Source organism: Nocardiopsis sp. LDBS0036 (genome assembly GCF_041228755.1).
GTDB classification, from domain to species: domain Bacteria; phylum Actinomycetota; class Actinomycetes; order Streptosporangiales; family Streptosporangiaceae; genus Nocardiopsis; species Nocardiopsis dassonvillei.
On sequence record NZ_CP141103.1, the window covers coordinates 4,243,151 to 4,269,760 of the forward strand.

Consider the following 26,610-nt stretch of genomic DNA (forward strand, 5'->3'; position numbering starts at 1 on the left):
TCTCCCGGGGCCGTCCCGCGCCTCCCGGCCGTTCCCCCGCTCCCGGTGTCCCCGCCCGCCGCGCGGGCGCCGGCCGGCCGCCGACGGGCTCTCCCGGGGAGGGGCCCGAAGGGTGCGCGGCACCGCCTCCTACGCATACCCCGCCCCCGTAACCTGGGGCGATGTCCCGAAGGGAATGCCCTGCGCCTACCATCGGTTGTGCTAACCAACTTCCCCTGAGGTCACACGGCGTGGCCAGGGCAGCGACTGTGTGAAGGGCCAACGAGCGTGAGTGACGTCCGCAATGTCATCATCATCGGTTCCGGACCGGCGGGGTACACCGCCGCCGTGTACGCCGCCCGTGCCGAGCTGCGACCCCTGGTGTTCGAGGGTTCCATCACCGCCGGCGGCGCGCTGATGAACACCACCGAGGTCGAGAACTTCCCCGGTTTCCCCGACGGTGTCATGGGCCCCGACCTCATGGACCACATGCGCAAGCAGGCGGAGCGGTTCGGCGCCGAGCTGGTGCCGGAGGACGTCACCGAGGTCGACCTCACCAAGCCGGTCAAGGAGGTCGTCGCGGGCGGTGAGACCTTCCTCGCGCACACGGTCATCCTCGCCACCGGCTCCGGCTACCGCGAGCTGGGCGTCCCCGGCGAGAAGGAGCTGTCCGGGCGCGGCACCTCCTGGTGCGCCACCTGCGACGGCTTCTTCTTCCGCGACCAGGACATCGCGGTGGTCGGCGGCGGCGACACCGCCATGGAGGAGGCCCTGTTCCTCACCCGGTTCGCGAGGTCGGTGACCGTCATCCACCGCCGCGACCAGCTGCGCGCCAGCCGCATCATGGCCGAGCGCGCGCACGCCAACGACAAGATCACCTTCCTCTGGAACTCGGCGGTCACCGAGGTCCTGGGCGAGGAGCGCGTCTCCGGCCTCAAGGTGCTCGACACCCAGACCGGCGAGACCAGCACCCTGGACGTGACCGGCCTGTTCGTCGCGATCGGCCACGACCCGCGCGTGGACCTGTTCGACAAGCAGATCGAGCTGGACGAAGAGGGCTACGTCAAGGTGGACTTCCCGTCCACGCGGACCAACCTGGAGGGCGTCTTCGCCGCGGGCGACGTCGTCGACCACCAGTACCGGCAGGCGATCACCGCCGCGGGAACCGGCTGCTCCGCCGCCCTGGACGCCGAGCGCTACCTCGCCGCGCGCGGCAACTAGAGGCGGCTGGCCCCAGGGCCCGATCCCGGGGCCGCCGCCACCGACTCCCCCCTCGCCCCCCTGCCCCGGACACGTCGAACCAAGGAGAACCATGTCCGCTGTCAAGCACGTCACCGACGCCACCTTCAAGGAGGAGGTCCTCTCCAGCGACAAGCCCGTCCTGGTGGACTTCTGGGCCGACTGGTGCGGCCCGTGCAAGCAGATGGCCCCGGTCCTGGACAAGCTGGCCGACGAGTACGGCGACAAGATCGAGGTCGTCAAGCTCAACACCGACCAGAACCCGGAGACGCCGCGCTCCTACAACGTGCTGTCCCTGCCGACGATGAACCTCTACAAGGACGGCGAGGTCGTCAAGCAGATCATCGGCGCCAAGCCCAAGCGCGTCCTGGAGAAGGAGCTCGCGGAGTTCCTGTAACCCGGAACCCGCCGCACCTGCGGCTCCTCCGCAGGCCGGTACGGCGAAGGGCCCCCGAGATCCCTGGGATCTCGGGGGCCCTTCGCCGTACCGGGGCCCCTTCGGCGGTGATGTTTCACGTGAAACATCACCGCCGAAGGGGGCTAGCCCATCTGGCTGATGATGCGCTCCAGGTCCTCGTGCGTCGCGAACTCCACGACGATCCTGCCCTTGCGCTTGCCCATGTTGACCTTCACCGTGGTGTCCAGCCGGTCGGAGAGACGGGAGGCCCACTCCTCGACCTGGGGAGGGTTGGCGGTCCGGGTGGGGGCACGGCGGACCCTCTCCTCCTCGGGCTCCTCCCTCAGGGCCACCATCTCCTCCAGGGAGCGGACCGAGATGCCCTCCTCCACCACCCGGGCGGCGAGGCGGTCCTGGAGGTCGGGGTCCTCGACCTTCAACAGCGTCCGCGCGTGCCCGGCGCTGAGCACACCCGCGGCCACGCGCGTCTGCACCTTGGGCGGGAGGGTGAGCAGCCGCAGGGTGTTGGTGATGTGCGAACGGGACCGGCCGATCCGCTGGGCCAGCTCCCCGTGGGTGGCGCCGAAGTCGTCCAGCAGCTGCTTGTAGGCGGCCGCCTCCTCCAGGGGGGTGAGCTCCTGCCGGTGCAGGTTCTCCAGGAGCGCGTCGCGCAGCAGCTCGTCGTCGTCGGTACTGCGGACGATGGCGGGGACGCGGGTGAGCCCCGCCTCCTTGCTGGCCCGCATCCGGCGCTCGCCCATGATGAGTTCGTACCGGGGGCCGTCCTCACCCTCCAGCTTGCGCACGACGATGGGCTGGAGCAGGCCGACCTCGCTGATCGAGTCCCGCAGCTCCTCCAGGGCCTGGTCGTCGAAGTACTTCCGCGGCTGGCGGGGGTTGGGGATGATCGAGCTGAGCTCGACCTCCTCCAGGTACGTCCCGTCGGGCAGGGCTTCCACCCGTGGCTCGACGGGCTGGGTCTCCTCCTCGGAGACGGTGACGGGGGCGGGGGCGGGGGCCGCGGGCCCCTGTGGGATGAGCGCCCCCAGTCCCTTGCCCAGTCCGCGCCGCTGCTGGCTCACCGGCACCTCCACACTCCTCTTCCGCTTGTCAGACCTTGGCCCTGTGGGCGATCTCCCGGGCGGCTTCCAGGTAGGCCACCGCACCGGTGGAAGCCGGGTCGTACGTCATCACCGACTGGCCGTAACTGGGCGCCTCGGACACCCGGACGCTCCGGGGGATCAGCGTCTCCAGGACGGTGTCCCCGAAGTGCGAGCGCACCTCGTCGGCCACCTGCTGGGAGAGCCTGGTCCGGCCGTCGTACATCGTCAGCAGGATGGTGCTGACCGCCAGCCCCGGGTTCAGGTGGGACTGGACGAGCTCCACGTTGCGCAGCAGCTGCCCCAGACCCTCCAGGGCGTAGTACTCGCACTGGATCGGGATCATGACCTCGTCGCACGCCACCATCGCGTTGACCGTCAGCAGGCCGAGCGAGGGCGGGCAGTCGATGAGGATGTAGTCCAGGTCCGAGGTGTCGTAGGCGGCGAAGGCCCGCTTGAGCCGGGCCTCGCGCGCGACGAGCGAGACCAGTTCGATCTCGGCGCCCGCCAGGTCGATGGTCGCCGGGGCGCACCAGAGGTTGGGGATCTCCGGGACCGGCTGGGCGAGCTTGCGGATCTCCTCGTCCTCCACCAGGCAGTGGTAGATGGACCGGGTCTGGTTGTCGCGCTCCATGCTGAGGGCGGTGGACGCGTTGCCCTGCGGGTCGAGGTCGACCACGAGGACGCGCTGTCCGTGCATCGCCAGGGCGGCCGCGATGTTGACCGTCGTGGTGGTCTTGCCGACGCCGCCCTTCTGGTTGGCCACACTGATCACCCGGCATTCCTTGGGCCGGGGCCAGATGTCGTCGGGCCCGCGAACCGCCATGGCCTCGTGGGCCGCACGGGCGAGCGGAGTGTCGGGAACCCCGGACGGTGTTTCACGTGAAACATCGAGCAGGTCTCCGTAGGAGGATGTTTCACGTGAAACACCGGGGTTGTCGGATGGGTTCACGAAGGAGTTCACCTCTTCCGTCCGCGCTTCTTCTTGCCGCCGCGCGCCTTCGGCGCGGGCGGACCACCGGTCACCGTGACGCGAACGACCGTGGTAGCGGGATCGACTTTACCCCGCCCCACCCTGATCACATCGCTAACGCTGGGCCGCAGTTTCGAAACGTCTTCCTTCGCGGCGGCCAGTTCGGCCTCCGCCTGCTCCCCCTTGAGCGCCAGCAGGCTGCCGCCCTCGCGCAGGAGGGGCAGGGACCACCCGGCGAGCCGGCTGAGGGGAGCGACCGCGCGGGCGGTGACGAAGTCGGTGTAGACCTCGCCGTGCGCCTCCTCGGCACGGCCGCGCCGCACCTCCACGTTGGGCAGCTCCAGGATTTCCACGGCCTCGTTGAGGAAGACCGTCCGGCGCAGCAGCGGCTCCAGCAGCACCATGCGGATGTCGGGGCGCAGCAGGCCGAGCACCAGACCGGGCAGCCCGGCGCCCGAGCCGACGTCCACCACCTCCGCGCCCTCGGGAAGCAGCTCCTCCACGACGGCGCAGTTGATGAGGTGCCGCTCCCACAGGCGGGGGACCTCGCGCGGACCGATCAGGCCCCGGCGCACCCCGTCGTCGGCGAGCAGTTCGGCGTAGCGCCGCGCCGTCGGCAGGGAGGTGCCGAAGACCGCCTCCGCCTCCGCCGGGGGAGCGGGGAGCGCGGCGCCGGGCTCCTCAGTGCCCGAGGTCATCGGTCACCACCTGTGAACTCGTCCATCATCACTTCCATGTCGGTTCGCCACGGCGTCCGCGCACACGGCGGGACCGGTGGGCGAAGGGGGACGCGCAGCGGCGCGGAGAAAAGGGATCCACCCTGAATCCTACGCGCGGGAGGACACCGCGGTTTCACGTGAAACATCCACGGCCCCCGCTTCTGCCTTCCCGGTCCGCGGCCCGGCCACACATGGCGAGAAGTCGACAGAGCCACATGCCGACACGGCGAGGGGGTCCACACGGCAGGAGCCGGGTACAAGCGGAGGGGGTGGCGATGTTTCACGTGAAACATCGCCACCCCCTCCGGGGTGTCCGCGCCTAGGGGGCGGGCCGCACCACCACGTAGCGGTGGGGCTCCTCCCCCTCCGACTCGCTGTGCAGACCGGCGGCGGCCACCGCGTCGTGCACGACCTTGCGCTCGAACGGGGTCATCGGCTCCAGGGGCTGGGTCTGGCCGGTCTCCTTGGCCTTGTTGGCGGCGTCCGTCCCGACCTGGAAGAGCACCTTGCGGCGGTCCTCGCGGTACCCGCCGATGTCCAGCATCAGGCGGCTGCGCTCACCGGTGGCCCGGTGCACCGCCAGCCGGGTGAGCTCCTGGAGGGCCTCCAGGACCTCGCCCTTCTCCCCGATCAACTCGTCGAGGGTGGCACCGACGACGGAGACCATCGCGCGGTCGCCCTCGACGTCCATGTCGATGTCGCCGTCGAAGTCCGCGATGTCGAGGAGTCCCTCGATGTAGTCCGCGGCGATGTCGCCCTCGTTCTCCAGGGCCTCGACATCGATTCCGGCCTCAGGCGCCTCAGCCACCGCTACGCCACCGCTCTCTTCCTCGCTACTTGCCACAGCGATCCCGTCTCCTCATCCCTCACGCCCTGGCCGCCGTACGCCTCAGGGGCAGTGTCGCCTGCGCACTCGAACGCCTTCTCGGCCGGGAGCCGCAGAACCTAGCGCGGACCACCACCGGCCCGCTTGGAACGCGGCTGCTTCCTCGGCTGCTTGCGTTCGATCTTAGGCTGTTCCTTCGGCTCAGGAGCGGATTCCGCCGCCTTCTTTCGGCTGAGCATGCCCTTGGCGGAACCGTTGGCGGAGGCACCGCTCTTGGCCTTGGCCTCGTCCTGGCCGGGGGCCGGCTGCCTGCTGTAGAGGAAGTGCTGCTGCCCCATGGTCCAGACGTTGGAGGTGACCCAGTAGACCAGCACACCCACGGGCATCATGAGACCGAAGAGCCCGAACAGGGGCGCCATGTACATCATGATCTTCTGGGTCTGCATCATGGGGTTGTCGGGCATCTGGGAGACGCTGCGCTTCATGCTCTGGCGCATGGTGAGGAACGTCGTCGTACCCATGATCACGCAGGCGATCGCGATGATGACCTTGGCCATGATCGGGTCGGACGCGCCGAGCGCGAGGAGCTCCTCGGGAGTGCTGTTGAACTGGGCCGCGACGGGCGCCTCGAAGATGAGCGCCGCACGCGCGCTCTCCACCAGCTCCGGGGTGAAGTTGTACTGGGCGTTGCCCTCGGCGACGCTGCGCAGCACGCTGAAGAGCGCGAAGAAGACCGGCATCTGCAGGAGGAGCGGCAGGCAACCCATGATCGGGTTGGTGCCGCTCTCCTGGTAGAGCTTCATGGACTCCCGCTGCAAGCGCTCCTTGTCGTGCTTGTAGCGCTCGCGGAGCTTCAGGATCTTGGGCTGGATGTCCTGCATCTTGCGCTGCGTGTTCATCTGCTTGACGAACAGCGGCACCAGCAGGAGCCGCATGAGCACGGTGAGCAGGACGATCGACAGGCCCCAGGCCCAGCCGCTGTCCGTGTCGAGGCCGATGTAGGTCAGACCCGAGTGGATCTGGACCAAGATCCAGCCGACGATGTTGTAAAGCCAGTCCAGCACCGGCCAACTCCTATGTGATTCGCTTCAGCTACTGGTCCCCGGGAGGGGTTCCGGTGTGGCCGGCTCCGCCCGCAGACTCCTCGGACTCCCCGTTCCGGCGCCCCCTGGGCGGCGGAACCGGATCAAGCCCCCCCGGATTGAAGGGGTGGCAACGGGCGATACGCCGGGCTCCCAGCCACAACCCGTACAGAGCTCCGTGCACGCGCAGCGCCTCGACGGCGTACGCGCTGCACGAGGGGTAGAAACGGCAGACCGGGGGGAAGAGCGGGCTGATGAAGCGCTGGTAACCCCGGATGGGCAGGATCAACACGCGCGCGAACACCGTCGGTCTGTGCTCGGTCATCGGCCCCACCGCTCTCCGCCCTCGTCCGGGCGTCGGTTCCCTGCTGTCTCGCGCACCGCGGGATCGGCCACCGGGGGCCGAGGCCGGCCCCGGCCGGACCGGCGGCGCGACGACGTCCCGCGGGGGCGCGTCGCCGCGGCGATCGCGCTGTCGAGTTGGGCGGCCAGGTCCTCGTGCCGCGCGGTGGCGGCGGCGGGTCGGGCGCGCACTACAAGCAGGCTACCGTTTGGCAGAACAGCCAACCGAGACCGCATCAGGTGGCGCAGTCTGCGCTGTACGCGCTTGCGCACCACCGCTCCCCCGACCGCCTTGCTGACCACGAACCCGACCCGCGGGGGGTCGGCGTCCGCGATACCGGAGGGCGGGGGGAGGTAGACGACGCCCAGGCAGTCCCTGGACGCGCGCCGTCCCGAACGCATGACGGAGCCGAACTCGGCGCTGTGGCGCATCCGGTTCCTCGGCGAGAGCATCGGCTTCCTTCGTGCTTCGGTACTTCTCCCACGACAAAGGGACCGGCCGGCGAGAAGGCCGGACGGTCCCGAAGGGCTTGGTGCTGGGCGTGGCCTAGTGGCTCACGGTCAGCGCCGCGCGCCCCTTGCGACGGCGCGAGGCGATGATGGCGCGACCGGCGCGCGTACGCATGCGCAGCCGGAAGCCGTGGACCTTCGCGCGACGCCGGTTGTTCGGCTGGTACGTACGCTTGCTCACTACTGGCTCCAGGGGCGTGTCAGGATAAGTACTACGACAGACCCCCAGGATATGCGGGGCCTACGGGTGCATGAGCCGTGGCCGCGCCTCCGTGCGAACACGGGCACAGGCAGATCGTCGGCATAAGCATAAAGAAGATACGACCTGGTCCGGCCGGGGTCAAATCGGGCCTGTGGACGGCGGTTACACGCGTCCGGCCTGGCCCCTCCCCTCCCCGCCTCCGCGCTCGCTCACGGACGGTCGGCGCGGAACCCGCACCCGCCTCTCCCCCGCCCTGTGGACGACTCGTCGTCCACAGGCGTGTGAGACTTCCACACCCCCCCGGCGTCTGTGGATAACCTCAGCCTGTGGATAACTTGCCCCTCGCACCGGCCGGCGCTCCCCCGATGCCGGGAACAGCCCTCTTGCACACCTTCTGATCTGCACATTGTGGATAACTCTGCGCTGTGCGCGGAGATCTGCCATCCTGTGGACAAGCCTGTGGAAAACCTGTGGACAACCTCCTGAAGCTGTGGATACCGGGGTTGTGGCCGCAGAGGCGCAGCTCAGGGGGCAGTGAAGTTATCCACAGGCACATAACCACCCAAACAAGCTGTTTTCGCCCCCTCACCCGACCCGGCACCGCCGCGGGAGGAGGACAATGGGAAGTCGCTCCCTGCGGCCCCAGGTGCCGCGGGCGCCCGCCCGACCGACACGCCACGGGCTTCGCCGTGGTCACCACGTCCCCTTCCGTCCCCCACTCCGCACCGCACAGACCCGTACCGAAGGGACAAGCACCCATGGCAGGTCGTCTTGGCTGACGCGCAGGTCAACCTCGCAGTGGTCTGGTCCAGCGTCCTGGACGGGATCGACAACGACTCCCTTCCCGCGCACCAGCGCGCATGGCTGCCGCAGACCCGTCCGCTGGGCCTGATCGAGGACACCGCGCTCATCGCGGCGCCCAACGAGTTCACCAAGAAGGTGCTGGAGACACGCCTGTACCCGGCGATCAGCAAGGCGCTCTCCGCCCACCTGGGCCGGGAGATCCGGGTCGCGGTGACGGTCGACCCGACCGCGGTGCCGACCCCGCCGCCCACCCCGACGCCGCCCGCCGCTCCGGGGCCGCAGGGCCCGCGCAGCGTGGAGGGGCACACCGCGCCCGCCTTCTCCCCCGTCGTGCCGGGCACCGCCCCCGGCCCGACCCGGCCGACGGCTCCCCCGGCGGCGCCCGCGGACGCCCAGCGGGCCGTGACCGGCTCCCGGGGACAGCACGCGCGTCCGGCAGCCGAGGCGGCCGAGCAGCCCGCACCGTGGCCCTCGGCCCCCGCTCCGGCCCCGGAGCAGGCCGACCTGCTGGGACCCACGCCCCCGGCCGACCACCCCTCCCCCACCGACGAGGCGCCGCACACGGTCCGCGACGCGCCCGCGCCCTGGGTCCAGCAGACCTTCGCCTCCCCCCAGGAGACGCCCACCGCGCCCCCGCTGTGGGAGCAGCCCTCGGCGCTGGAGCGGCCGCAGGAGCCCGCGGGGTGGCGGCAGCAGTCCTGGACGGAACCGGAGTGGGACCGGCCCAACCGCTGGGAGACCCCGCGGGAGGAGGCGCCCGCGCCGGGGGCGGAGGCGGCCGAGGAGGCCGCGCAGCCCGCTCCGGAGGCCGTGGAGGCCCCTGTGGAGGACGAGGCCCCGAAGGCCCCCTCCTCTCCCCCGGGGCGCTCGCAGGAGGTCCCGCCGGGCGAGCACGCGCGCCTGAACCCGAAGTACACCTTCGACACCTTCGTCATCGGCTCCAGCAACCGCTTCGCGCACGCGGCGTCGGTGGCGGCCGCCGAGGCTCCGGCCAAGGCCTACAACCCGCTGTTCATCCACGGCGGTTCGGGGCTGGGCAAGACCCACCTGCTGCACGCCATCGGGCACTACACGCACCGCCTCTACGAGGGTTCGCGGGTGCGGTACGTCAGCTCGGAGGAGTTCACCAACGAGTTCATCAACTCGATCCGGGACGGCAAGGCGGACGGGTTCCGCCGCCGGTACCGCGACATCGACGTGCTCCTGGTGGACGACATCCAGTTCCTGGAGAACAAGGAGCAGACGCAGGAGGAGTTCTTCCACACCTTCAACACGCTGCACAACTCCGACAAGCAGATCGTCATCTCCAGCGACCGGCCGCCCAAGCAGCTGACCACGCTGGAGGACCGGATGCGCAGCCGGTTCGAGTGGGGCCTGCTCACCGACGTCCAGCCGCCCGAGCTGGAGACCCGGATCGCCATCCTGCGCAAGAAGGCCGCGCAGGAGGGGCTGGCGGCCCCTCCCGAGGTGCTGGAGTTCATCGCGAGCAAGATCTCCACCAACATCCGGGAACTGGAGGGCGCGCTGATCCGCGTGACCGCCTTCGCCAGCCTGAACCGGCAGTCGGTGGACCTGGACCTGACCAGCCAGGTGCTGCGGGACCTGGTGCCCAGCACGGAGGTCCCCGAGGTCACGGCGGGGGCGATCATGTCCCAGACGGCCGCCTACTTCGGCCTGACGGTCGAGGACCTGTGCGGGACCTCGCGCTCCCGGGTGCTGGTGACCGCCCGGCAGATCGCCATGTACCTGTGCCGGGAGCTGACCGAGCTGTCCCTGCCCAAGATCGGGCAGCAGTTCGGCCGCGACCACACCACGGTCATGCACGCCGAGCGCAAGGTCCGCGGGCTGATGGCCGAGCGCCGGTCCATCTACAACCAGGTGCACGAGCTCACCAGCCGGATCAAGGACCAGCCCTCGCTGACCTGATCCACAGACTGTGCACGAGCCGCGGGGCGGCCCCCGGGACGGGGGCCGCCCCGCGGCGTCCGGTCCGCGGCCCGCGGCGGTGTGTCGGCCTGTGGACACGGCCACCTGTCGACACGGCCCCAAGGCGACGCAGTCACAAGGCGGCACACGTTATCCACAGGGCCCCACCACGCCTGCGGCCGAGTTATCCACAGGCTTGTGCGCACGAACGCCCGCCTCTGGAGGGGTTCGCCGCCTCTGCCGACCTCCGGACGGGTTCGTGCCCGGCACGCCCTGTTCTCCCTGTTTCCCAGGCCTTCCGGGGCCGCTGTTGCCCTTCCCACACCTGGTCGGAGGCCTCCGCGCCGGTGTTCGGCGCGCGGAAGGGGGAACTCCCCTGTGGACAAACCTGTGCACAGACCCTTTGTCGGGGTTCGGGTGTTCTGTGGAGGGGCTCGGAAAAAAATTTTGGCGCTCTCTCGCCCAAGTTATCCACAGGAGGGGGGTCAAATCTGTGGACAACCCTGTGGACAACCTGTGGAAAAGCGCGCCGAGCCTGTGGGTAACCACCCCTGTCCCTGTGGACGCGGCGGTGGGTCATCCGATGACTGAACCACCGATCCTTGTGGAGAACCTGGGGAAAACCTGTGGACGAAGCTGTGGACGGAGTGTGGAAAACCTGGGGACGGCTTCGTTCGTCCACAGGCGGGCCAAGTTACCCACAGGGTTACCCACAGGACCTGTGGACAAAAATTCGCAGGTTGACCTGCGAAAACAAGGGTTATCCACACTATCCACAGGCCCTACTACTACTGCGCACCTTCATTAACCAAGATGTGGCTTCACAACCGCTCCGCGGAAAATCTGTGGACAACTCTCCGAGACAGGCGCGACGACAGCCCGGTGCTGAGCTGTCAGCGGCAGCGGGTGAATCCGGGTAACGTGTGGTCTCGCCCCTGTCCTCCGCCGCCCGCATCCGAGCGGTGACCCCGTACGGGATCCGAGACAGCTCCCGGCGCCACCGGCGCGGCCTCCACAGCCCTGTGGACGGAGCCCTCGGTGGACCCACAGATCCACGAGCTGCAACGTTGAGGCTTCGACCGGCACGCCGGTCGTGCGGAAAGTGAGTCGGAAAGTGAAGTTCCGGGTCGAACGCGACGTACTGGCCGAGGCGGTCGCCTGGACCGCGCGCACACTCCCGACGCGCCCCTCGGTGCCGGTGCTCGTCGGCATCCTGCTGGAGGCCGGTGAGTTCGACGGCCGCCAGCAGCTGCGCCTGTCCGGCTTCGACTACGAGGTCTCCACCCAGGCCGCGGTGGACGTCGAGGTCGAGGAGCCGGGCACGGTCCTGGTCACCGGTAAGCTCCTGGCCGAGATCACCCGCAACCTCCCCGCGCAGCCCGTGGAGATCTCCACCGACGGCGCCAAGGTCGTCGTCACCGGCGGCAGCGCGAAGTTCACCCTGACCACCATGCCGGTGGAGGACTACCCCACGCTCCCGGAGATGCCCGGTGTGAGCGGGACCGTCGGCAGCGACGCCTTCGCCGCCGCGGTCAGCCAGGTGGCCGTGGCCGCCGGGCGCGACGACACCCTGCCGATGCTCACCGGCGTGCGCGTCGAGATCGAGGGCGAGACCATCACGCTCGCCTCCACCGACCGCTACCGCCTGGCCGTGCGCGAGTTCACCTGGAAGCCGGAGAACCCCGACCTGTCCGCGGTCGCGCTGGTCCCGGCCAAGACCCTCCACGACACCGCCAAGTCGCTCACCTCGGGCGCCGAGGTCTCGATCGCCCTCTCGGACGGCGGCTCCGGCGAGGGCATGATCGGCTTCGAGGGCGGCGGCCGCCGCACCACGACCCGCCTGCTCGACGGCGAGTTCCCCAAGTACCGGGCGCTGCTGCCGGACACCTTCAACTCGGTGGCCGAGGTCAGCCGCTCCGAGTTCGTCGAGGCGGTCAAGCGCGTCTCGCTGGTCGCCGAACGCAACACCCCGCTGCGGCTGTCCTTCAGCCAGGGCCAGCTGGTCCTGGAGGCGGGCACCGGCGAGGAGGCGCAGGCGGTCGAGGTCCTGGAGGCCGACCTGGACGGCGACGACATCCAGATCGCCTTCAACTCCGGGTTCCTCCTGGACGGGCTCGGCGCCATCGGCACCGACGTGGCCCGCCTGCACTTCACCACCTCGACCAAGCCGTCGATCCTGACCGGCAAGCCCGCGGAGGAGGGTTCCTCCCCCGAGTACCGCTACCTGATCATGCCGGTGCGTCAGCCGGGCTGATCCGCGGCCGGTTCGATTGACTGGCACCTGCCGGATCCGGTCCGCGACCCGGGTCGGCCGGCGTCCATCCACAGGCGGCGAAGGGGAGCAGAGCAACCATGCAGCTCGGAATGATCGGTCTCGGCAAGATGGGCGGCAACATGGCCGCCCGGCTGCGGGAGAAGGGCCACGAGGTCGTCGGGTACGACGTCGCCTCGCCGGAGCGCGACGTCGACACCCTGGTCGGACTGGTCGAACGGCTGGCCGCCCCCCGGGTGGTCTGGGTGATGGTCCCCGCGGGCGACCCCACGGCCGCGACCATCGCCGAACTGGGCGAACTCCTGGACGAGGGAGACCTCGTCATCGAGGGGGGCAACTCCCACTACGCGGACGACCGCGTCCGCGCCAAGGCGCTGGCGGAGAAGGGCGTCGGCTACCTCGACGTCGGTGTCAGCGGCGGTGTCTGGGGCCGCCAGAACGGCTACGGCATCATGGTCGGCGGCCCGGCCGAGGAGGTCGCGAAGGCCCGCCCGGTCTTCGACTCCCTCGTGCCCGAGGAGGGCGTGGGCTTCGTCCACGCCGGAGCGGTCGGCGCAGGACACTTCGTCAAGATGGTCCACAACGGCATCGAGTACGGCATGATGCAGGCCTTCGGCGAGGGCTACGAGCTCATGGTCGCCTCCGGCCTCGTGGACGACGTCCCCGGCACGTTCGAGAGCTGGCGCGAGGGCACCGTGGTGCGCTCCTGGCTGCTGGACCTGCTCTCGCGGGCCCTGGAGGAGGACCCCGAGCTGTCGCGCCTGCGCGGCTACGCCGAGGACTCCGGCGAGGGCCGCTGGACCGTCCAGGCCGCCGTGGACCTCGCGGTCCCGGCCCCGGCGATCACCTCCTCCCTGTACGCGCGGTTCGCCTCCCGCCAGGACGACAGCCCGGCGATGAAGGTCGTGGCGGCCCTGCGCAACCAGTTCGGCGGGCACGCCGTGCACCGCGCCGAGACCTCCGACGACATCGACGTCTGAGGCGTCCTCCCCCGACCCGGGGACGCAGCCCACGGGCCGTCCCCGGGAGCGCCCCCTTCCCCCGACCGCCGCCGCCCCAGGAGGAAGGCCGGATGTACGTATCCCACCTGCAACTGGCCGACTTCCGGTCCTACCGCGAGGCCCTCGTGGAGATGGGCCCCGGCGTGAGCGTGTTCGTCGGCGCCAACGGCCAGGGCAAGACCAATCTGGTCGAGGCGATCGGCTACGTGGCCACCCTCGGCAGCCACCGGGTCTCCTCCGACACCCCGCTGGTCCGCCAGGGCGCCCCCCGCGCGATCGTCCGGGCCAAGGTGGTGCGCGACGAGCGGTCCATGGTCGTGGACCTGGAGCTCAACCCCGGCAGGGCCAACCGGGCCCGGATCAACCAGGCGCCCGCGGGCCGTCCGCGCGAGGTCCTGGGGATCCTGCGCACCGTGCTCTTCGCCCCGGAGGACCTGGCCCTGGTCAAGGGCGACCCCGGCGAGCGGCGCCGGTTCCTGGACGACCTGCTGGTGGCGCGCGCGCCCCGGATGGCGGGTGTGCGCTCGGACTACGACCGGGTGCTCAAGCAGCGCAACGCCCTGCTCAAGTCGGCCTCCGGCCGGATGTTCCGCCAGCGCTCGGCGCCCGACCTGAGCACGCTGGAGGTGTGGGACTCCCACCTGGCGGAGACGGGCGCGGAGCTGCTGGCGGCGCGGCTGGAGCTGGTGGAGGAGCTGCGCCCGAGGATCGCCGAGGCCTACGCCGGGCTGACCGACTCCGGGGGCCCGGCCGTCCCCGACTACCGCAGCGGCGCGGTCCCCGAGGGGGTCGAACCGCCGACCGGCCGTCCACAGCTTGTGGAAACCCTGCGCGCGGCCATGGCCGAGGCCCGCGACCGCGAGCTCCAGCGCGGCGTCAGCCTGGTGGGCCCGCACCGCGACGACCTGGTCCTGCGACTGGGCGGGATGCCCGCCAAGGGCTACGCCAGCCAGGGCGAGTCCTGGTCGTACGCCCTCTCGCTCAAGCTGGCCGCCTTCGACCTGCTGCGCTCCGACGGAGACGACCCGGTGCTGATCCTGGACGACGTGTTCGCCGAGCTGGACAGCGAGCGCCGCCGCAGGCTGGCCGAGCGCGTCGGCGACGCCGAACAGGTCCTGGTGACCGCGGCCGTGCCCGAGGACATCCCCAAGGAGCTGGACGGGGCCCGGTTCGGCGTGCGCGAGGGGGGCGTCGCGGGTGAGTGAGCGTTATCCACACCCTGTGGACCGGGGATCGGCCTCCGGCGCGGCCGACCACGGCGGCGGAGGACTGCGTCCACAGCCTGTGGACGGGGCGCGGCGTCCGTCGGAGCCGGGGCCGTCGGCTCCCCCGGCCCCGACGGGGGCCGACCTGGCCCGCCAGGCGCTCGCGCGCGCCCGGGCCGAGGCCAAGGACCGCGGCGCGGTGCCCCGAGGCCTCCAGCGCTCGCGTCGGCGTGGCCGGTTGCGGTCACGCAACGAGCCCCAGATGTTCGGTGAGGCCGTGCGCACGTGGCTGATCGAGCACGGCTGGCAGGAGCAGGTGGCCATCGGCGGCGTGTTCGGCCGCTGGGCGGATATCGTGGGCGATTTCAACGCGGAACACCTGCGTCCGGAGAGCTATTCGGACGGGGAACTGGTCGTGGTGGCCGATTCGCCCACCATGGCGGCCCACGCGCGAGCGATGGTGCGCGATCTCATGCGCCGTCTCAACGAGGAGCTGGGCGACGGCACGGTCGTCGCCATCAAGGTCCGCGGACCCGGTTTCCGGCGCCGCTGAGGCGCGCCCGCCCGGGCCGCGGGGCCGGGGTGCCCGTTTCCTCCACTTTCGCGGCTTGTGGATATCCCCAGGTGAACGCCGTTCCGGAGGGTGTCCGGCGCGGCCGGGGAGGGGCTCCGGGCCGCCCCGGGGCCGCCGGTCGCCGCAGGCGGCACTCAACCGCACCGGGACTTGCGCGCAGCCCCTCCCGCGTGTAGGGAGTCGTCTCCCTCCCTGAACGTTCGTTGTGAGGCGGCACAGGGCCGCCAATGCCACTTTGTCGCACCGTGCGGGGTATCATGGAGACGGTTCTTCAGACGCCTGTAGCCGGTCCCACGCCCCCAGAAGAGGGTGGGCGGACGGCCCCTGTGGCGAACGGTGATCCCCCAGGTGTCGCGGCACGCAGACCCTCCCGATCACCGTGTCACGGGTGACCGTCGCCGCTCGGCCGCGGTCGGCAGGCGTCCCCAGCAGGAGGGTGTTCCCACTTGGCCTACGACGCAGGTTCAATCACGGTTCTGGAGGGGCTTGAGGCGGTCCGCAAGCGCCCCGGAATGTACATCGGTTCCACAGGGGAGCGGGGCCTGCACCACCTGGTCTACGAGGTGGTCGACAACTCCGTCGACGAGGCGCTGGCGGGCCACGCCGACGCCATCGAGGTGACCCTGCTGGCCGACGGCGGCGTGTGCGTGGCCGACAACGGCCGCGGCATCCCCACCGACCTCCACCCGGTGGAGAAGCGCCCCGCCGTCGAGGTCGTCCTCACCACGCTGCACGCGGGCGGCAAGTTCGACGGCAAGTCCTACGCGGTCTCCGGCGGCCTGCACGGCGTCGGCGTCTCCGTCGTCAACGCGCTGTCCACCGCGCTGGAGGTGGAGATCCGCCTCCACGGGCACGTGTGGCGCCAGCGCTACGAGATGACCGCGCCCACCGGCGAACTCGTCAAGGGCGAGAGCACCGACGAGACCGGCACCCAGATCACCTTCTGGCCGGACGGCGACATCTTCGAGACCACCACGTTCTCCTTCGAGACGCTCGCCCGCCGCATGCAGGAGATGGCCTTCCTCAACAAGGGGCTGTCCATCACCATCCGCGACGAGCGGCCCGAGCACACCGACGGCGGACCGACGGTCAACACCTTCCACTACGACGAGGGGCTGTCGGACTACGTCCGCCACATCAACGCCAAGAAGGAGCCGGCGCACGCGTCGATCATCTCCTTCGAGGAGGAGGGCGAGGGGATCTCGGTCGAGATCGCCATGCAGTGGAACCAGTCCTACACCTCCTCCGTGCACACCTTCGCCAACACCATCAACACGGCTGAGGGCGGCACGCACGAGGAGGGCTTCCGCTCCGCGCTGACCACCCTGGTCAACCGGTACGCCCGCGACCAGAAGCTGCTGCGCGAGAAGGACGACAACCTCACCGGCGACGACATCCGCGAGGGTCTGACCGCCATCATCTCGGTCAAGCTGGCCGACCCGCAGTTCGAGGGCCAGACCAAGACCAAGCTGGGCAACACCGAGGCCAAGTCCTTCGTCCAGAAGGTCACCAACGAGCACCTGCGCGACTGGTTCGAGCGCAACCCCGGCGAGGCCAAGGACATCGTGTCCAAGGCCAGCCAGGCCGCCCGCGCGCGCGTGGCCGCCCGCCAGGCGCGCGACCTGACCCGCCGCAAGACCCTTCTGGAGACCACCTCCCTCCCGGGCAAGCTGTCGGACTGCCAGTCCACCAACCCGGAGGAGTGCGAGGTCTACATCGTCGAGGGCGACTCGGCCGGCGGCTCCGCCAAGGGCGGCCGCAACCCTCACAACCAGGCCATCCTGCCCATCCGGGGCAAGATCCTCAACGTCGAGAAGTCGCGCATCGACCGCATCCTCAAGAACGCGGAGGTCCAGGCGATCATCACCGCCCTGGGCACCGGCATCCACGAGGAGTTCGACGCCGAGAAGCTGCGGTACCACAAGGTCATCCTGATGGCCGACGCCGACGTCGACGGCCAGCACATCCGCACGCTGCTGCTCACCCTGCTGTTCCGCTTCATGAAGCCGCTGGTCGAGGCCGGGAACGTCTACCTGGCCGCGCCGCCGCTGTACAAGATCAAGTGGGACCAGAAGGGCAGCGACGCCAGCTACGCCTTCTCCGACGCCGAGCGCGACCGGGTCATCGAGGCCGGGATCGCCCAGGGCAAGAGGGACCCGCGCCCGCGCGACATGGTGCAGCGCTTCAAGGGTCTGGGCGAGATGAACGCCAACGAGCTGTGGGACACCACGATGGACCCGGACCGCCGCGTCCTGCTCCAGGTCAGCCTGGAGGACGCGGCCCAGGCCGACGAACTGTTCAGCGTGCTCATGGGTGAGGACGTCGAGTCGCGGCGCGCCTTCATCCAGCGCAACGCCAAGGACGTCCGCTTCCTGGACATCTAGGCGGTGTCTTCCGGACCTCCGCCCCGCTCCGGTCCGTGTTCGGACGCCCGAACCGACCCCCGCGAGCGGAGGCCGGTCCGAGAGGCACAGCCTGGGCCCCGAGGACCCGGGCCCCGCTCCCACCCGTGCTCAAGCAAGCTTCGTAGAAGGGACCGACATCCGTGACGGATGCGAACAACCCCGACGCCCCTGAGGGCGGGGACTCCACTGTGGAGGCCCCGCCGCGCGTGACCGACCGGATCGAGCCCGTCGACATCCAGGTCGAGATGCAGCGCAGCTACCTCGACTACGCGATGTCCGTCATCGTCGGCCGCGCCCTGCCCGACGTGCGCGACGGCCTCAAGCCGGTCCACCAGCGCGTGCTCTACGCGATGTACGACGGCGGCTACCGTCCCGACCGCGGCTACTTCAAGTGCGCCCGCGTCGTCGGCGACGTCATGGGCAACTACCACCCGCACGGTGACAGCGCCATCTACGACACCCTGGTGCGCCTGGCGCAGTGGTGGTCCATGCGGATGCCGCTGGTCGACCCCAACGGCAACTTCGGCTCGGCGGGCAACGACCCGGCCGCCGCCATGCGCTACACCGAGTGCAAGCTCGCGCCGCTGGCCATGGAGATGCTCCGGGACATCGACAAGGACACCGTCGACTTCCGGCCCAACTACGACGGCCGCTCCTCCGAGCCCGTCGTGCTGCCCGCCCGCTTCCCGAACCTGCTGGTCAACGGCTCCTCGGGCATCGCGGTCGGCATGGCCACCAACATCCCGCCGCACAACCTGCGCGAGGTCGCCGACGGCGTCAACTGGTACCTCGACAACCCCGAGGCGCAGGACGAGGAGCTGCTCGACGCGCTCATCGCACGCGTCAAGGGCCCCGACTTCCCCACCCGCGGGCTCATCGTCGGCAAGCGCGGCATCGAGGAGGCGTACCGGACCGGGCGCGGCTCCATCACCATGCGCGCCGTGGTCGAGGTGGAGGAGGACAAGCGGGGCCGCCAGACCCTGGTCGTCACCGAGCTGCCCTACCAGGTCAACCCGGACAACCTCGCGCTCAAGATCGCCGACCTGGTCAAGGACGGCAAGATCACCGGCATCGCCGACGTGCGCGACGAGAGCAGCGGCCGCACCGGACAGCGCCTGGTCATCGTGCTCAAGCGCGACGCCGTCGCCAAGGTCGTGCTGAACAACCTCTACAAGCACACGCAGCTCCAGGAGACCTTCGGCGCGAACATGCTCGCGCTGGTCGACGGGGTGCCGCGCACCCTGCGCCTGGACCAGATGATCCGGCACTGGGTCAAGCACCAGGTCGAGGTCATCGTCCGCCGGACCCGGTACCTGCTGCGCAAGGCCGAGGAGCGGGCGCACATCCTGCGCGCGCTGCTGCGGGCCATGGACCGCATCGACGAGGTCATCAACCTCATCCGGGCCAGCGCCTCCGCGGACCAGGCCCGCACCGGCCTGATGGACCTGCTGGAGATCGACGACATCCAGGCCCGCGCCATCCTCGACATGCAGCTGCGCAAGCTCGCCGCCCTGGAGCGCAACGCCCTGACGGCCGAGTACGACGAGCTCATGGCGCAGATCGCCGACTACAACGACATCCTCGAATCGGACACGCGCCAGCGGAGCATCATCCGCGAGGAGCTCGGCGAGATCGTGGAGAAGTACGGCGACGAGCGGCGCACGCACATCATCCCCTTCGAGGGCGACATGCGCATGGAGGACTTCATCGCCGAGGAGGACGTGGTCGTCACGATCTCCCGCGGTGGATACGCCAAGCGCACGCGCATCGACAACTACCGCGCCCAGAAGCGCGGCGGCAAGGGCGTGCGCGGGGCCCAGCTCAAGCAGGACGACATCGTCCAGCACTTCTTCGTCACCACCACCCACAACTGGATCCTGTGCTTCACCAACCAGGGCCGGGTGTACCGCACGAAGGCCTACGAGCTGCCCGAGGCCGCCCGCGACGCGCGCGGCCAGCACGTGGCGAACCTGCTCCCGTTCCAGCCGGGCGAGGAGATCGCGCAGATCATGGCGCTGCGCGACTACGAGGCCGCCCCGTACCTGGTGCTCGCCACCCGTGAGGGCCTGGTCAAGAAGTCCCGTCTGGAGGACTTCGACTCGGCGCGCGCGGCGGGCATCATCGCGATCAACCTGCGCGAGGGCGACGAGCTGATCGCCGCCCGGCTGGTCTTCCCCGACGACGACCTGCTGCTGATCTCCAGCGACGCCCAGGCGATCCGGTTCCCGGCCTCCGACGAGTCGCTGCGCCCCATGGGCCGCGCCACCAGCGGCGTGATCGGCATGCGGTTCCTGGAGGACGACTACCTGCTGAGCATGGACGTCATCCGGCCCGGCGACGGCTCCACGGACGTCCTGGTCACCACCGAGAACGGCTACGCCAAGCGCACCCCGTCCGACCAGTACCCGGTGCAGAACCGCGGCGGCAAGGGCGTGCTGACGGCCAAGGTGGTGGAGGCCCGCGGCAAGCTGGTGGGCGCCCTGATGATCGACCCCGAGGTGGACGAGGTCTTCGCGATCACCTCCGCTGGCGGTGTCATCCGCACCGGTGCCGACGAGGTCAAGCGGTCCGGCCGCACGACCATGGGCGTCCGGCTGATGAACCTGGCCAAGGGCAACAAGATCGTGGCCGTGGCGCGCAACGCCGAGGCCGCCGAGGAGGAGGCCGTCGAGACGGCCGAGGACGCGGGTGAAGCGGCCGCCGACACGGCCGAGGACGTGAACGCGAACGCCGAAGGCAACCCGGAGGCCTAGACTTCGCGTTAGGCCCCATATGGGCCGCGGGGTTCGTTTTGCGCGGACCCCGCGGACACCCTGGTCGCGCCAATCACCCGTTCTCAAGGAAAGTCCAGCGGTAACGTTTCTATGTCTGACAACCAGCGGAACACCACCACGAACGAAACCGACCCGGACACGGCGGAGACCGCCCGGGACGGGGACGTGGAGACGACCGAGAAGGACACGGCAGAAGCGGGGGCCGCCGTGACCACCGAGGTCGGCGACAAGGCCGAGGCGGCGACGGGCGCCACCGAGGCCGGCACGGCCGAGGAGTCCGGCGAGGAGTCGGGGAGCAAGCCCGGCGACGAGGACGAGGGCTCCGCCGACAAGGCGGACACCGGGTCCGGGACCGCCGCCGGACCGGCCGGATCCGTGGCGGAGGACCGCGCCGAAGCGGGGGGAACGCCAGTGTCCGAATCGAAGACCTCGGTGCCTGAGGGTCCGAGCGCCGTGAAGGCCAGCCTGTCCAGCCGTAAGGCACACCTGTCGGTCTCCCGTGTGGAGCCGTGGTCGGTGATGAAGTTCAGCTTCGTCGTCTCCCTGGTGTGCTTCATCATCCTGTTCGTGGCGATCGCGGTGATCTACGCGACGCTGTCGATGCTGGGTGTCTTCGACGAGCTGACCAACATGCTCACGGCGCTCCTGGAGGGCGACGGGACCGAGGACGAGCTCGGCCTCGACCCGGCCTCCTGGTTCTCGCCGGGCCGCGTCCTGGGGTACACCGGCGTGGTCGGCGCGCTGAACATCGTGCTGATCACCGCCCTGTCCACGGTGGGCGCCATGCTGTACAACCTCGTCGCCGACCTGGTCGGCGGCATCGACGTGACGCTGTCCGAGGCCGAGTAGCACCGCCGTGAGGGCCCGGCCCCCGCTGGGGCCGGGCCCTCACGCGTTGGTTCGGAGCACTTCCGCACCCGGGTAAAATGGGAGGTGGAAAGGGACGCGTGCGCCGCGTCCCGCCTCGCGTCCGCCCCGGATCACCGGTTCGCCCCGGTCCCGCCGATGCGGTAGAGTTCCACACGCAGCAAGGGCGTATAGCTCAGTCGGTTAGAGCGCATCCCTGATAAGGATGAGGCCCCAGGTTCAAGTCCTGGTACGCCCACACACGAGAAGGCTCCCCACGGGGGGCCTTTTCTCATGTCCGCGCGTCACACGTGCGTCGGCGCCCGAGGCGCGGCCCGGCCGGGCACCGTGTCCCCGTGTCGACAACGGGCCGTGTCGACCTGTCGACTCGTGTGCCCGTCGACTCGGGGACGCTGGTGCGATCAGGGCACCTGTAGGATGCGGCGCACCGGGAGGGCGTCGTCACCTCCGCCCCGGAGCGCGGGACGCGGGAGGCCTCCAGAGCGAGGACGGAGAAGCGTGGCCACGACCTTCGACTACCAGCTTCCGTTCCACATCAACCAGGTGTGGAACATGCTCCCCCACTCCGTGTCGCGCACCAAGGGGGCCTCGGGCCCGGGGAACCCGGTGCCCGGCGCCGGTTACCGCTACGCCTTCTCCACCGGCATGAGCCTGCTCACCCGGGGGTTCAACGTGTACGTCGACCTCTTCCCCATCCCCGGGGCACGCGCATGAGGGTGACGCCCAGCATGAAGTTCGGCGTCGTCGACTGGGGCGAGGGCGGCGAGGTCGCCGCCAGCCTGCACCACCACCTCGGCAACATGCTCCAGATCCAGGTCAACCAGGGCTACGGCCGGGGCGGGCGGTAGGGCCCGCGACGGAACCGGTCGACGGAACGGGCGCCGCCCGGCTCCGCCGCCGCGCCCGGTCGAGCCGGGAAGAGGCTCCGGGTCGACGTGTCGACTCGTGCACGTGTCGATTCATGTACCTGTCGACCCGGGGACCTGCCGCCCGGGGCCGTCAGCCGCACGTGCTGACCCTCCCGGCGAGCGCGGCGTTGAGCTCGCACACCATGTCCTCGGGGTGCGGGTCGGTCGAGCCCGGGCGGATCTGCGTGTCCACGTGGTCCCGCAGCACCTCGCTCACGTACGGGTAGTAGGGGGTGCGCGGCCGCAGCAGTCCCTCGCCGACGGCGTCGCGCAGCTCCTCCCAGTACCGCACGTCCCGGTCCTCGGCGTCGCTCAGCCGGTAGCCGCTGCCGCGGGCGGGGAGCAGACCGGCCTCCCGGAACTCCGCCTGGACCTCCTGCCCGGTCATGGCCGCGACCAGGCTCCAGGCCTCGTCCCGGTGCGGCGACTCCCCGGTGACCGCCAGGCTGTTGCCGCCGAGCACGGCCGCGGGCAGCCGGAGCACCCCGAACGCGGGGTCGCCGCCCCCGGCCTCCCCCGCCCAGCCGACCCAGCGCAGCCCCTCCCGGAGCGTCTCGGCGCTCTCGGAGTCGGCCTGGAGCTGGGGCACGACCCGGGGCCAGTGGCGCATGAACACCACCTCGCCGCCGCGGAACCGGTTCAGGCTCTCGGTCTCGGTCTCCTCCAGGGCCGCGCGCGGGATGACACCCCCGGCCTCGGGCTCCAGCCCCGCCTCCAGCACCTCCAGGCCCTGGAACTCGCCGCTCGCACCGGCGGACGTGACACAGCCGTCCTCCGCCCCGCCGCCGTCCGCCCCGTCCGACCCGTGGAAGGTCCCCCGGCTGTCCGCCTCCAGACCGGGATGCCCGCCGAGGACGAACTCCAGGGCGTTGACGGTCAGGCCCTCGTAGTCGCCGAACTGGCCCGTGTACCCGTGCTCCAGGCCGTGCTCGTCGCGTACCTCGTCCGCGAGGCCGAGCAGCCCGCGCCAGCCGTCCTCCTCGATCCGGGCGGTGACCTCCTCGGGGCCGACCAGGTCGGCGCGGTAGTAGAGCAGGCCCACGTCCATGTGGAACGGCACCGCCCGCGCCCGGCCCTCGTAGCACACCGCGTCCCGGGCGCGGCCCAGGAAGCCGTTCCACGCCAGCGGGCCGTCTCCGCCGGTGTCCACCTCCGCCAGCCAGCCGCGTTCGTGGAACTCCGGCACCCACTGGTTGTCGAGGAGGAGGACGTCGTAGGCCGCCGGGTCGGCCTGCATCGCCACGACCATCTGCGAGCGCTGCTCGTCCGCCCGGGGCGAGAGCCACCGGACGTCGACCTCCCACCCCTCGTTCTCCGCCTCCCAGCGCTCGATGAGCCGCGTGTACACCCCGCCCCCGCCCGTGTCCTCCGTGGCGGTGACGTCAACGGGGAGGGCGACGCGCAGGACCCGTTCGTCCCGCTCGCCCCGTGCGTCGCAGGCGGCGGAGCCCAGCAGCAGGAGCGACAGGAGCGCGCACACGACCGGCCGCGGCGGCCTCGGGCGGGCCCTCACGGCGTCGCCGTCCTGGTCCCGGCCACGATGCCGTAGACGACCTGTTCGAGTTCGTCGGCGCGCGGGTGGTGGCACTCGGCCCCCGCGCCCGCCAGCCGGCTGAGCAGCCCGTCCCCGCCGCACCCCTCGTCGCCCACGGACACCACGTGCACCCGCACGCGCTCGTCGAGGTCCTCCAGCACGGCGGCCACGTCGTCCGCCCGCGCGCCGCCGCGCGGCTCGGGGAGGGCGACGCCGTCGGTGAGGACGACCAGGGCGCAGGCGCCGGGCTCCCCCGGACGGTCGGCGCAGGACTCCAGTTCCTCGGCGCCGTCGCGGACGGCGTCGGCCAGCGGGGTGGCCGGGAACTCGGCGCTCAGCGCGTCGATCGCCTCGCGCGCCGACTCCTCCCTGCGCGCGTCCATGCCCGGTTCCGGGGGCAGGACGCGTTCCTGGCCGGTGACGTCGTTGCCCGGTCCGCCCTCGGGAAAGGTCCAGACCCCCACGGTGTCCTGCTCCCCCAGGAGGCCGACGGCGGTCCGGGCCAGCTGTTGCGCGGTCGCCAGCCGGGTGCCGCCCGTGCCGGGGCCGCTCATGGAGTCGGAGCGGTCGACCACGAGCAGGACCTCGACCGGGGTGCGGGAGCGCTCCTGCTGCCGCAGCCCGGACTCCAGCCGCTCCCGCCACTCCCCGTCCTGACGGGCCGAGTTGAGGTGTGTGACCTCCATCAGGGACCGCTCCGCATCCTCGCCGATCATGGCGCCCTCCACCGTCCGGTAGCCCTGGAAGGCCGTTGTCTCCCGGGGGTGCCGCATCCACTCCCCGAACGCCTCCGCCTCCCGTTCGACCCCGTCGCCGCCCCAGTCCAGCCGTACGAACGGGTGGTCCAGGCCGGGCGTCTCGGAGAAGTAGACGGGGACCAGGGGCTCGTCCGGTTCCTCGCCCGTCGGCCCGCACCCGGGGCCCAGCTGCGCGCCCGTGTTGTAGGCGTTGATCGCGTACTCGGTGCTGAACACCCCGACGGAGGCGGGGTCGGCGCTCCCGCCGCGCAGCGCGCACAGCAGGCCGAGGTTGCCCTCGGCGTCGAGCCCGGCCGAGGTCGCGCGGGCCTCCGCGATCTGGATCTCCTCGGCGCCCCCGTCCCCGTACGCGGAGTACAGGGCCTCGGTCTGGATCAGCGCCGAGACCGAGGCCTCCGGTGAGGGGCGGGCCAGGAGGAGCCCGGCCTCCGCCGCCGCGGCCGTGCAGACGACGAGGTTCGAACGCGCTCCGCCCGGGTCGGTCCCGGAACAGGCGGGGACCTCGCCCGCGGACTCGGGCAGCCCCAGCACCACGGGTGTGAGCCTGGTGGCGCTCCCCTCCCCCGTCTCCAGGCCGGGCGCGTCACCCGGATCCCCGCGCAGCAGGGCGACGTCCGCGCTGGAGTCCGGCAGCCACACGTGCGGGCGGGGCCCCGCCCGCAGGTCGGTCCACCCCTCGCGCAGCAGCTCGCGCGTCCGCGCGGCCCCGCCCGCGACGGTGACGCTGACGCGCACGGGTACGCACCCGCTCCTCTCGTCCCGGCCGCCGACGTGGGCGGAGAAGTCGTCGGCGGCCCGCTGGACGACGGCGTGCTGGTCCGGGGTGGTGAGCACGGTGAGCTCGGTGGGCGGGGCGCACTGGAGGCCCAGCCCCAGGTGGCCGTTGGCCCGCAGCCAGTACACGCCGTTCGGGACCAGGGTGAGCAGCGCGACGGCGGCGACGGCCAGGGGCCACACCGGTCGCCCGGCACCACGGCGCTCCCGCATCCCGGCCGTGGCACGGCTCCTCCGGGCGGGGACGGCCGCCGTCCCCGCCCGCGTGCCGTGACCGCGCCGTTCCCGGACGGCCACCGCGAGCGTGTGCGGAAGCCTGCGCAGGGAGGAGAGCCGGGCGCGGACGAAACGCCTGGCGGTGTTGCGCGCCGCGCGCGGGAGGTCCACCGGGACGAGCCACGGCTCCGTCCCCGCGTCCTCCCTGACCAGGCGCCGGAAGTCCTTATCGCGGGCGAACCGCGTGGACCGGCGGGCGATCAGGTCCCCGTTGCGCCGGTCGTGGTCGACGATGACGCCCACCAGCCGTTCCCTGACGAACACGGCGGTGCCGGAGGCCCCCTTCCACGACACGTCGTTGCCGTACTCCCGCTGGACGTCGAGCCGGAGGTCCTTCCTGACCATGCCGTCCCACGGGCTGAGGGTCCCCCGCAGGTCCTTCAGGTCGCGGCCCCCGTCGTTGGCCGCGAGGTCGGGGTAGCCGAGCGAACGGTACGGCTGCGGTTCGTCCGCCGAGAGCTTCCCCCAGCGCACGGAGGGGTGGGACCGCGGCTCCTCCAGCCGCAGCAGGGCGACGTCCGTGCTCCGGTCCGACCAGACGACGGAGCACCGCAGGAAACCGCTCGGCCGGTCGGCTCCCAGGCGCACGTCGACACGCTCGTGGCCGTCGAGCACATGGGCCGCGGTGAGGACGAGGGAGGGCCCGACGAGGTAGCCGGTCCCTCCCCTGGAGGCGGCCCCGGCCCTGGCGACGCGGACGTCCGCGACACACCTCGGGTCCATCAGTCCAGGTCCCTGCGGTCCTCCCAGACCGCTCCGCTATCAGAGGCGATCGCGAGTTTCCTTCCGTCCGCGTCGGTCAGGGCGAGCTTCAGCGTGATCCGGTGCGTGTCCTTGCGGCCGGCCTTGCCCTCGGCGTTGAGGGAGAGCACACCGAAGCGCACACCGGCCTTCCCGGCTCCCTCATGGTGCGCCTCCAGGAGGAGTTCGACCTCGGCCTCGACGATCTCGATGCCGATCTCGTGGCCCTCCCCCTTCCGGCGCGCGGCGGCGAGCTCCCGGCGCAGTTCGTCGATGGCCTGGGACAGTCCGATGGTGAGCACCTGATGACTCCCTGGGGGGCGTTTCGTCGTGGGGACGGCGGGAACAGAGCCGTGGTCTACGTCACAGGACGGGTGTGGTAGTCAGTTTTCCACGCCGGTCCGTCGCTAACCGGGTGTTTT

The 26,610-nt window shown here is 70.9% G+C and carries 22 protein-coding genes and 1 tRNA gene; 12 read left to right on the forward strand and 11 right to left on the reverse strand.

Annotated features, from left to right (window positions below; all coding sequences use genetic code 11):
- The first annotated feature begins 267 nt into the window (after nt 1-267).
- Complete coding sequence (gene trxB / locus UIS43_RS17950; RefSeq protein WP_013155849.1) at nt 268-1,200, forward strand: thioredoxin-disulfide reductase; 933 nt, start codon at nt 268-270, stop codon at nt 1,198-1,200.
- A 91-nt stretch (nt 1,201-1,291) separates the two neighbouring features.
- Nucleotides 1,292-1,615 carry a thioredoxin gene (trxA, locus tag UIS43_RS17955; protein WP_013155850.1) on the forward strand — a complete coding sequence of 108 codons (324 nt, stop codon included), beginning with the start codon at nt 1,292-1,294 and terminating at the stop codon, nt 1,613-1,615.
- A 143-nt stretch (nt 1,616-1,758) separates the two neighbouring features.
- On the opposite strand, the gene UIS43_RS17960 is transcribed toward trxA, so the two are convergent.
- The 8 genes from UIS43_RS17960 to rpmH form a co-directional block, all read right to left on the reverse strand.
- Complete coding sequence (locus UIS43_RS17960) at nt 1,759-2,697, reverse strand: ParB/RepB/Spo0J family partition protein (RefSeq protein ID WP_041553283.1); 939 nt, start codon at nt 2,695-2,697, stop codon at nt 1,759-1,761.
- A gap of 28 nt (nt 2,698-2,725) precedes the next feature.
- On the reverse strand, nt 2,726-3,541 hold the full coding sequence (locus UIS43_RS17965) for a ParA family protein (RefSeq protein ID WP_049800333.1): 816 nt from the start codon (nt 3,539-3,541) through the stop codon (nt 2,726-2,728).
- A gap of 134 nt (nt 3,542-3,675) precedes the next feature.
- Complete coding sequence (gene rsmG / locus UIS43_RS17970; protein ID WP_071623105.1) at nt 3,676-4,386, reverse strand: 16S rRNA (guanine(527)-N(7))-methyltransferase RsmG; 711 nt, start codon at nt 4,384-4,386, stop codon at nt 3,676-3,678.
- A 340-nt stretch (nt 4,387-4,726) separates the two neighbouring features.
- Nucleotides 4,727-5,215 carry a R3H domain-containing nucleic acid-binding protein gene (locus UIS43_RS17975; RefSeq protein WP_013155854.1) on the reverse strand — a complete coding sequence of 163 codons (489 nt, stop codon included), beginning with the start codon at nt 5,213-5,215 and terminating at the stop codon, nt 4,727-4,729.
- A 137-nt stretch (nt 5,216-5,352) separates the two neighbouring features.
- Nucleotides 5,353-6,297 (reverse strand): membrane protein insertase YidC, encoded by a 945-nt coding sequence (gene yidC / locus UIS43_RS17980; protein WP_013155855.1) that lies wholly within the window; start codon nt 6,295-6,297, stop codon nt 5,353-5,355.
- Nucleotides 6,298-6,325: 28 nt separating this feature from the next.
- Entirely contained in the window at nt 6,326-6,640 is a 315-nt protein-coding gene (yidD, locus tag UIS43_RS17985) for a membrane protein insertion efficiency factor YidD (protein WP_026338384.1), read from the reverse strand.
- The gene (gene rnpA, locus UIS43_RS17990) at nt 6,637-7,110 is read right to left on the reverse strand and encodes a ribonuclease P protein component (protein ID WP_071623106.1); all 474 of its coding nucleotides are present in this window, start codon (nt 7,108-7,110) and stop codon (nt 6,637-6,639) included. The genes yidD and rnpA overlap by 4 nt, the downstream gene beginning before the upstream one ends.
- Before the next feature lie 94 nt (nt 7,111-7,204).
- On the reverse strand, nt 7,205-7,348 hold the full coding sequence (gene rpmH, locus UIS43_RS17995; protein ID WP_013155858.1) for a 50S ribosomal protein L34: 144 nt from the start codon (nt 7,346-7,348) through the stop codon (nt 7,205-7,207).
- Nucleotides 7,349-8,167: 819 nt separating this feature from the next.
- Between rpmH and dnaA the strand changes: the two genes are divergently transcribed.
- The 10 genes from dnaA (at nt 8,168) to UIS43_RS18045 (ending at nt 21,911) form a co-directional block, all read left to right on the forward strand.
- Nucleotides 8,168-10,099, forward strand: a complete 1,932-nt coding sequence (gene dnaA / locus UIS43_RS18000) for a chromosomal replication initiator protein DnaA (RefSeq protein WP_041552117.1) — start codon at nt 8,168-8,170, stop codon at nt 10,097-10,099.
- A gap of 1,114 nt (nt 10,100-11,213) precedes the next feature.
- Nucleotides 11,214-12,353, forward strand: a complete 1,140-nt coding sequence (gene dnaN / locus UIS43_RS18005; protein ID WP_019609535.1) for a DNA polymerase III subunit beta — start codon at nt 11,214-11,216, stop codon at nt 12,351-12,353.
- Between the two features lie 98 nt (nt 12,354-12,451).
- A complete protein-coding gene (gene gnd / locus UIS43_RS18010) occupies nt 12,452-13,351 on the forward strand; it encodes a phosphogluconate dehydrogenase (NAD(+)-dependent, decarboxylating) (RefSeq protein ID WP_370010945.1) in 900 nt (299 codons plus the stop codon).
- 92 nt (nt 13,352-13,443) lie between these two features.
- The gene (recF, locus tag UIS43_RS18015) at nt 13,444-14,577 is read left to right on the forward strand and encodes a DNA replication/repair protein RecF (RefSeq protein ID WP_013151064.1); all 1,134 of its coding nucleotides are present in this window, start codon (nt 13,444-13,446) and stop codon (nt 14,575-14,577) included.
- 79 nt (nt 14,578-14,656) lie between these two features.
- Nucleotides 14,657-15,130, forward strand: a complete 474-nt coding sequence (locus UIS43_RS18020; protein WP_174546430.1) for a DUF721 domain-containing protein — start codon at nt 14,657-14,659, stop codon at nt 15,128-15,130.
- A gap of 467 nt (nt 15,131-15,597) precedes the next feature.
- Nucleotides 15,598-17,535: a DNA topoisomerase (ATP-hydrolyzing) subunit B gene (gene gyrB / locus UIS43_RS18025; RefSeq protein WP_013151066.1), complete on the forward strand. Its 1,938-nt coding sequence runs from the start codon at nt 15,598-15,600 to the stop codon at nt 17,533-17,535.
- Between the two features lie 161 nt (nt 17,536-17,696).
- Nucleotides 17,697-20,309, forward strand: coding sequence for a DNA gyrase subunit A (gene gyrA, locus UIS43_RS18030; protein ID WP_198662471.1), 2,613 nt, complete (start codon nt 17,697-17,699; stop codon nt 20,307-20,309).
- A gap of 111 nt (nt 20,310-20,420) precedes the next feature.
- On the forward strand, nt 20,421-21,179 hold the full coding sequence (locus UIS43_RS18035) for a DUF3566 domain-containing protein (RefSeq protein WP_013151068.1): 759 nt from the start codon (nt 20,421-20,423) through the stop codon (nt 21,177-21,179).
- Between the two features lie 182 nt (nt 21,180-21,361).
- A tRNA-Ile gene (locus tag UIS43_RS18040) sits at nt 21,362-21,435 on the forward strand.
- Nucleotides 21,436-21,695: 260 nt separating this feature from the next.
- On the forward strand, nt 21,696-21,911 hold the full coding sequence (locus UIS43_RS18045; protein ID WP_071620927.1) for a hypothetical protein: 216 nt from the start codon (nt 21,696-21,698) through the stop codon (nt 21,909-21,911).
- A gap of 285 nt (nt 21,912-22,196) precedes the next feature.
- On the opposite strand, the gene UIS43_RS18050 is transcribed toward UIS43_RS18045, so the two are convergent.
- The 3 genes from UIS43_RS18050 to UIS43_RS18060 are packed head-to-tail and all read right to left on the reverse strand — an operon-like array spanning nt 22,197 to nt 26,490.
- Nucleotides 22,197-23,618, reverse strand: a complete 1,422-nt coding sequence (locus UIS43_RS18050; RefSeq protein WP_071620928.1) for an extracellular solute-binding protein — start codon at nt 23,616-23,618, stop codon at nt 22,197-22,199.
- Nucleotides 23,615-26,170 (reverse strand): trypsin-like peptidase domain-containing protein, encoded by a 2,556-nt coding sequence (locus UIS43_RS18055; RefSeq protein ID WP_370010949.1) that lies wholly within the window; start codon nt 26,168-26,170, stop codon nt 23,615-23,617. Before UIS43_RS18055 ends, UIS43_RS18050 begins: the two co-directional genes overlap by 4 nt.
- Entirely contained in the window at nt 26,170-26,490 is a 321-nt protein-coding gene (locus tag UIS43_RS18060; protein ID WP_370010951.1) for a trypco2 family protein, read from the reverse strand. Before UIS43_RS18060 ends, UIS43_RS18055 begins: the two co-directional genes overlap by 1 nt.
- Between the last annotated feature and the right edge of the window lie 120 nt (nt 26,491-26,610).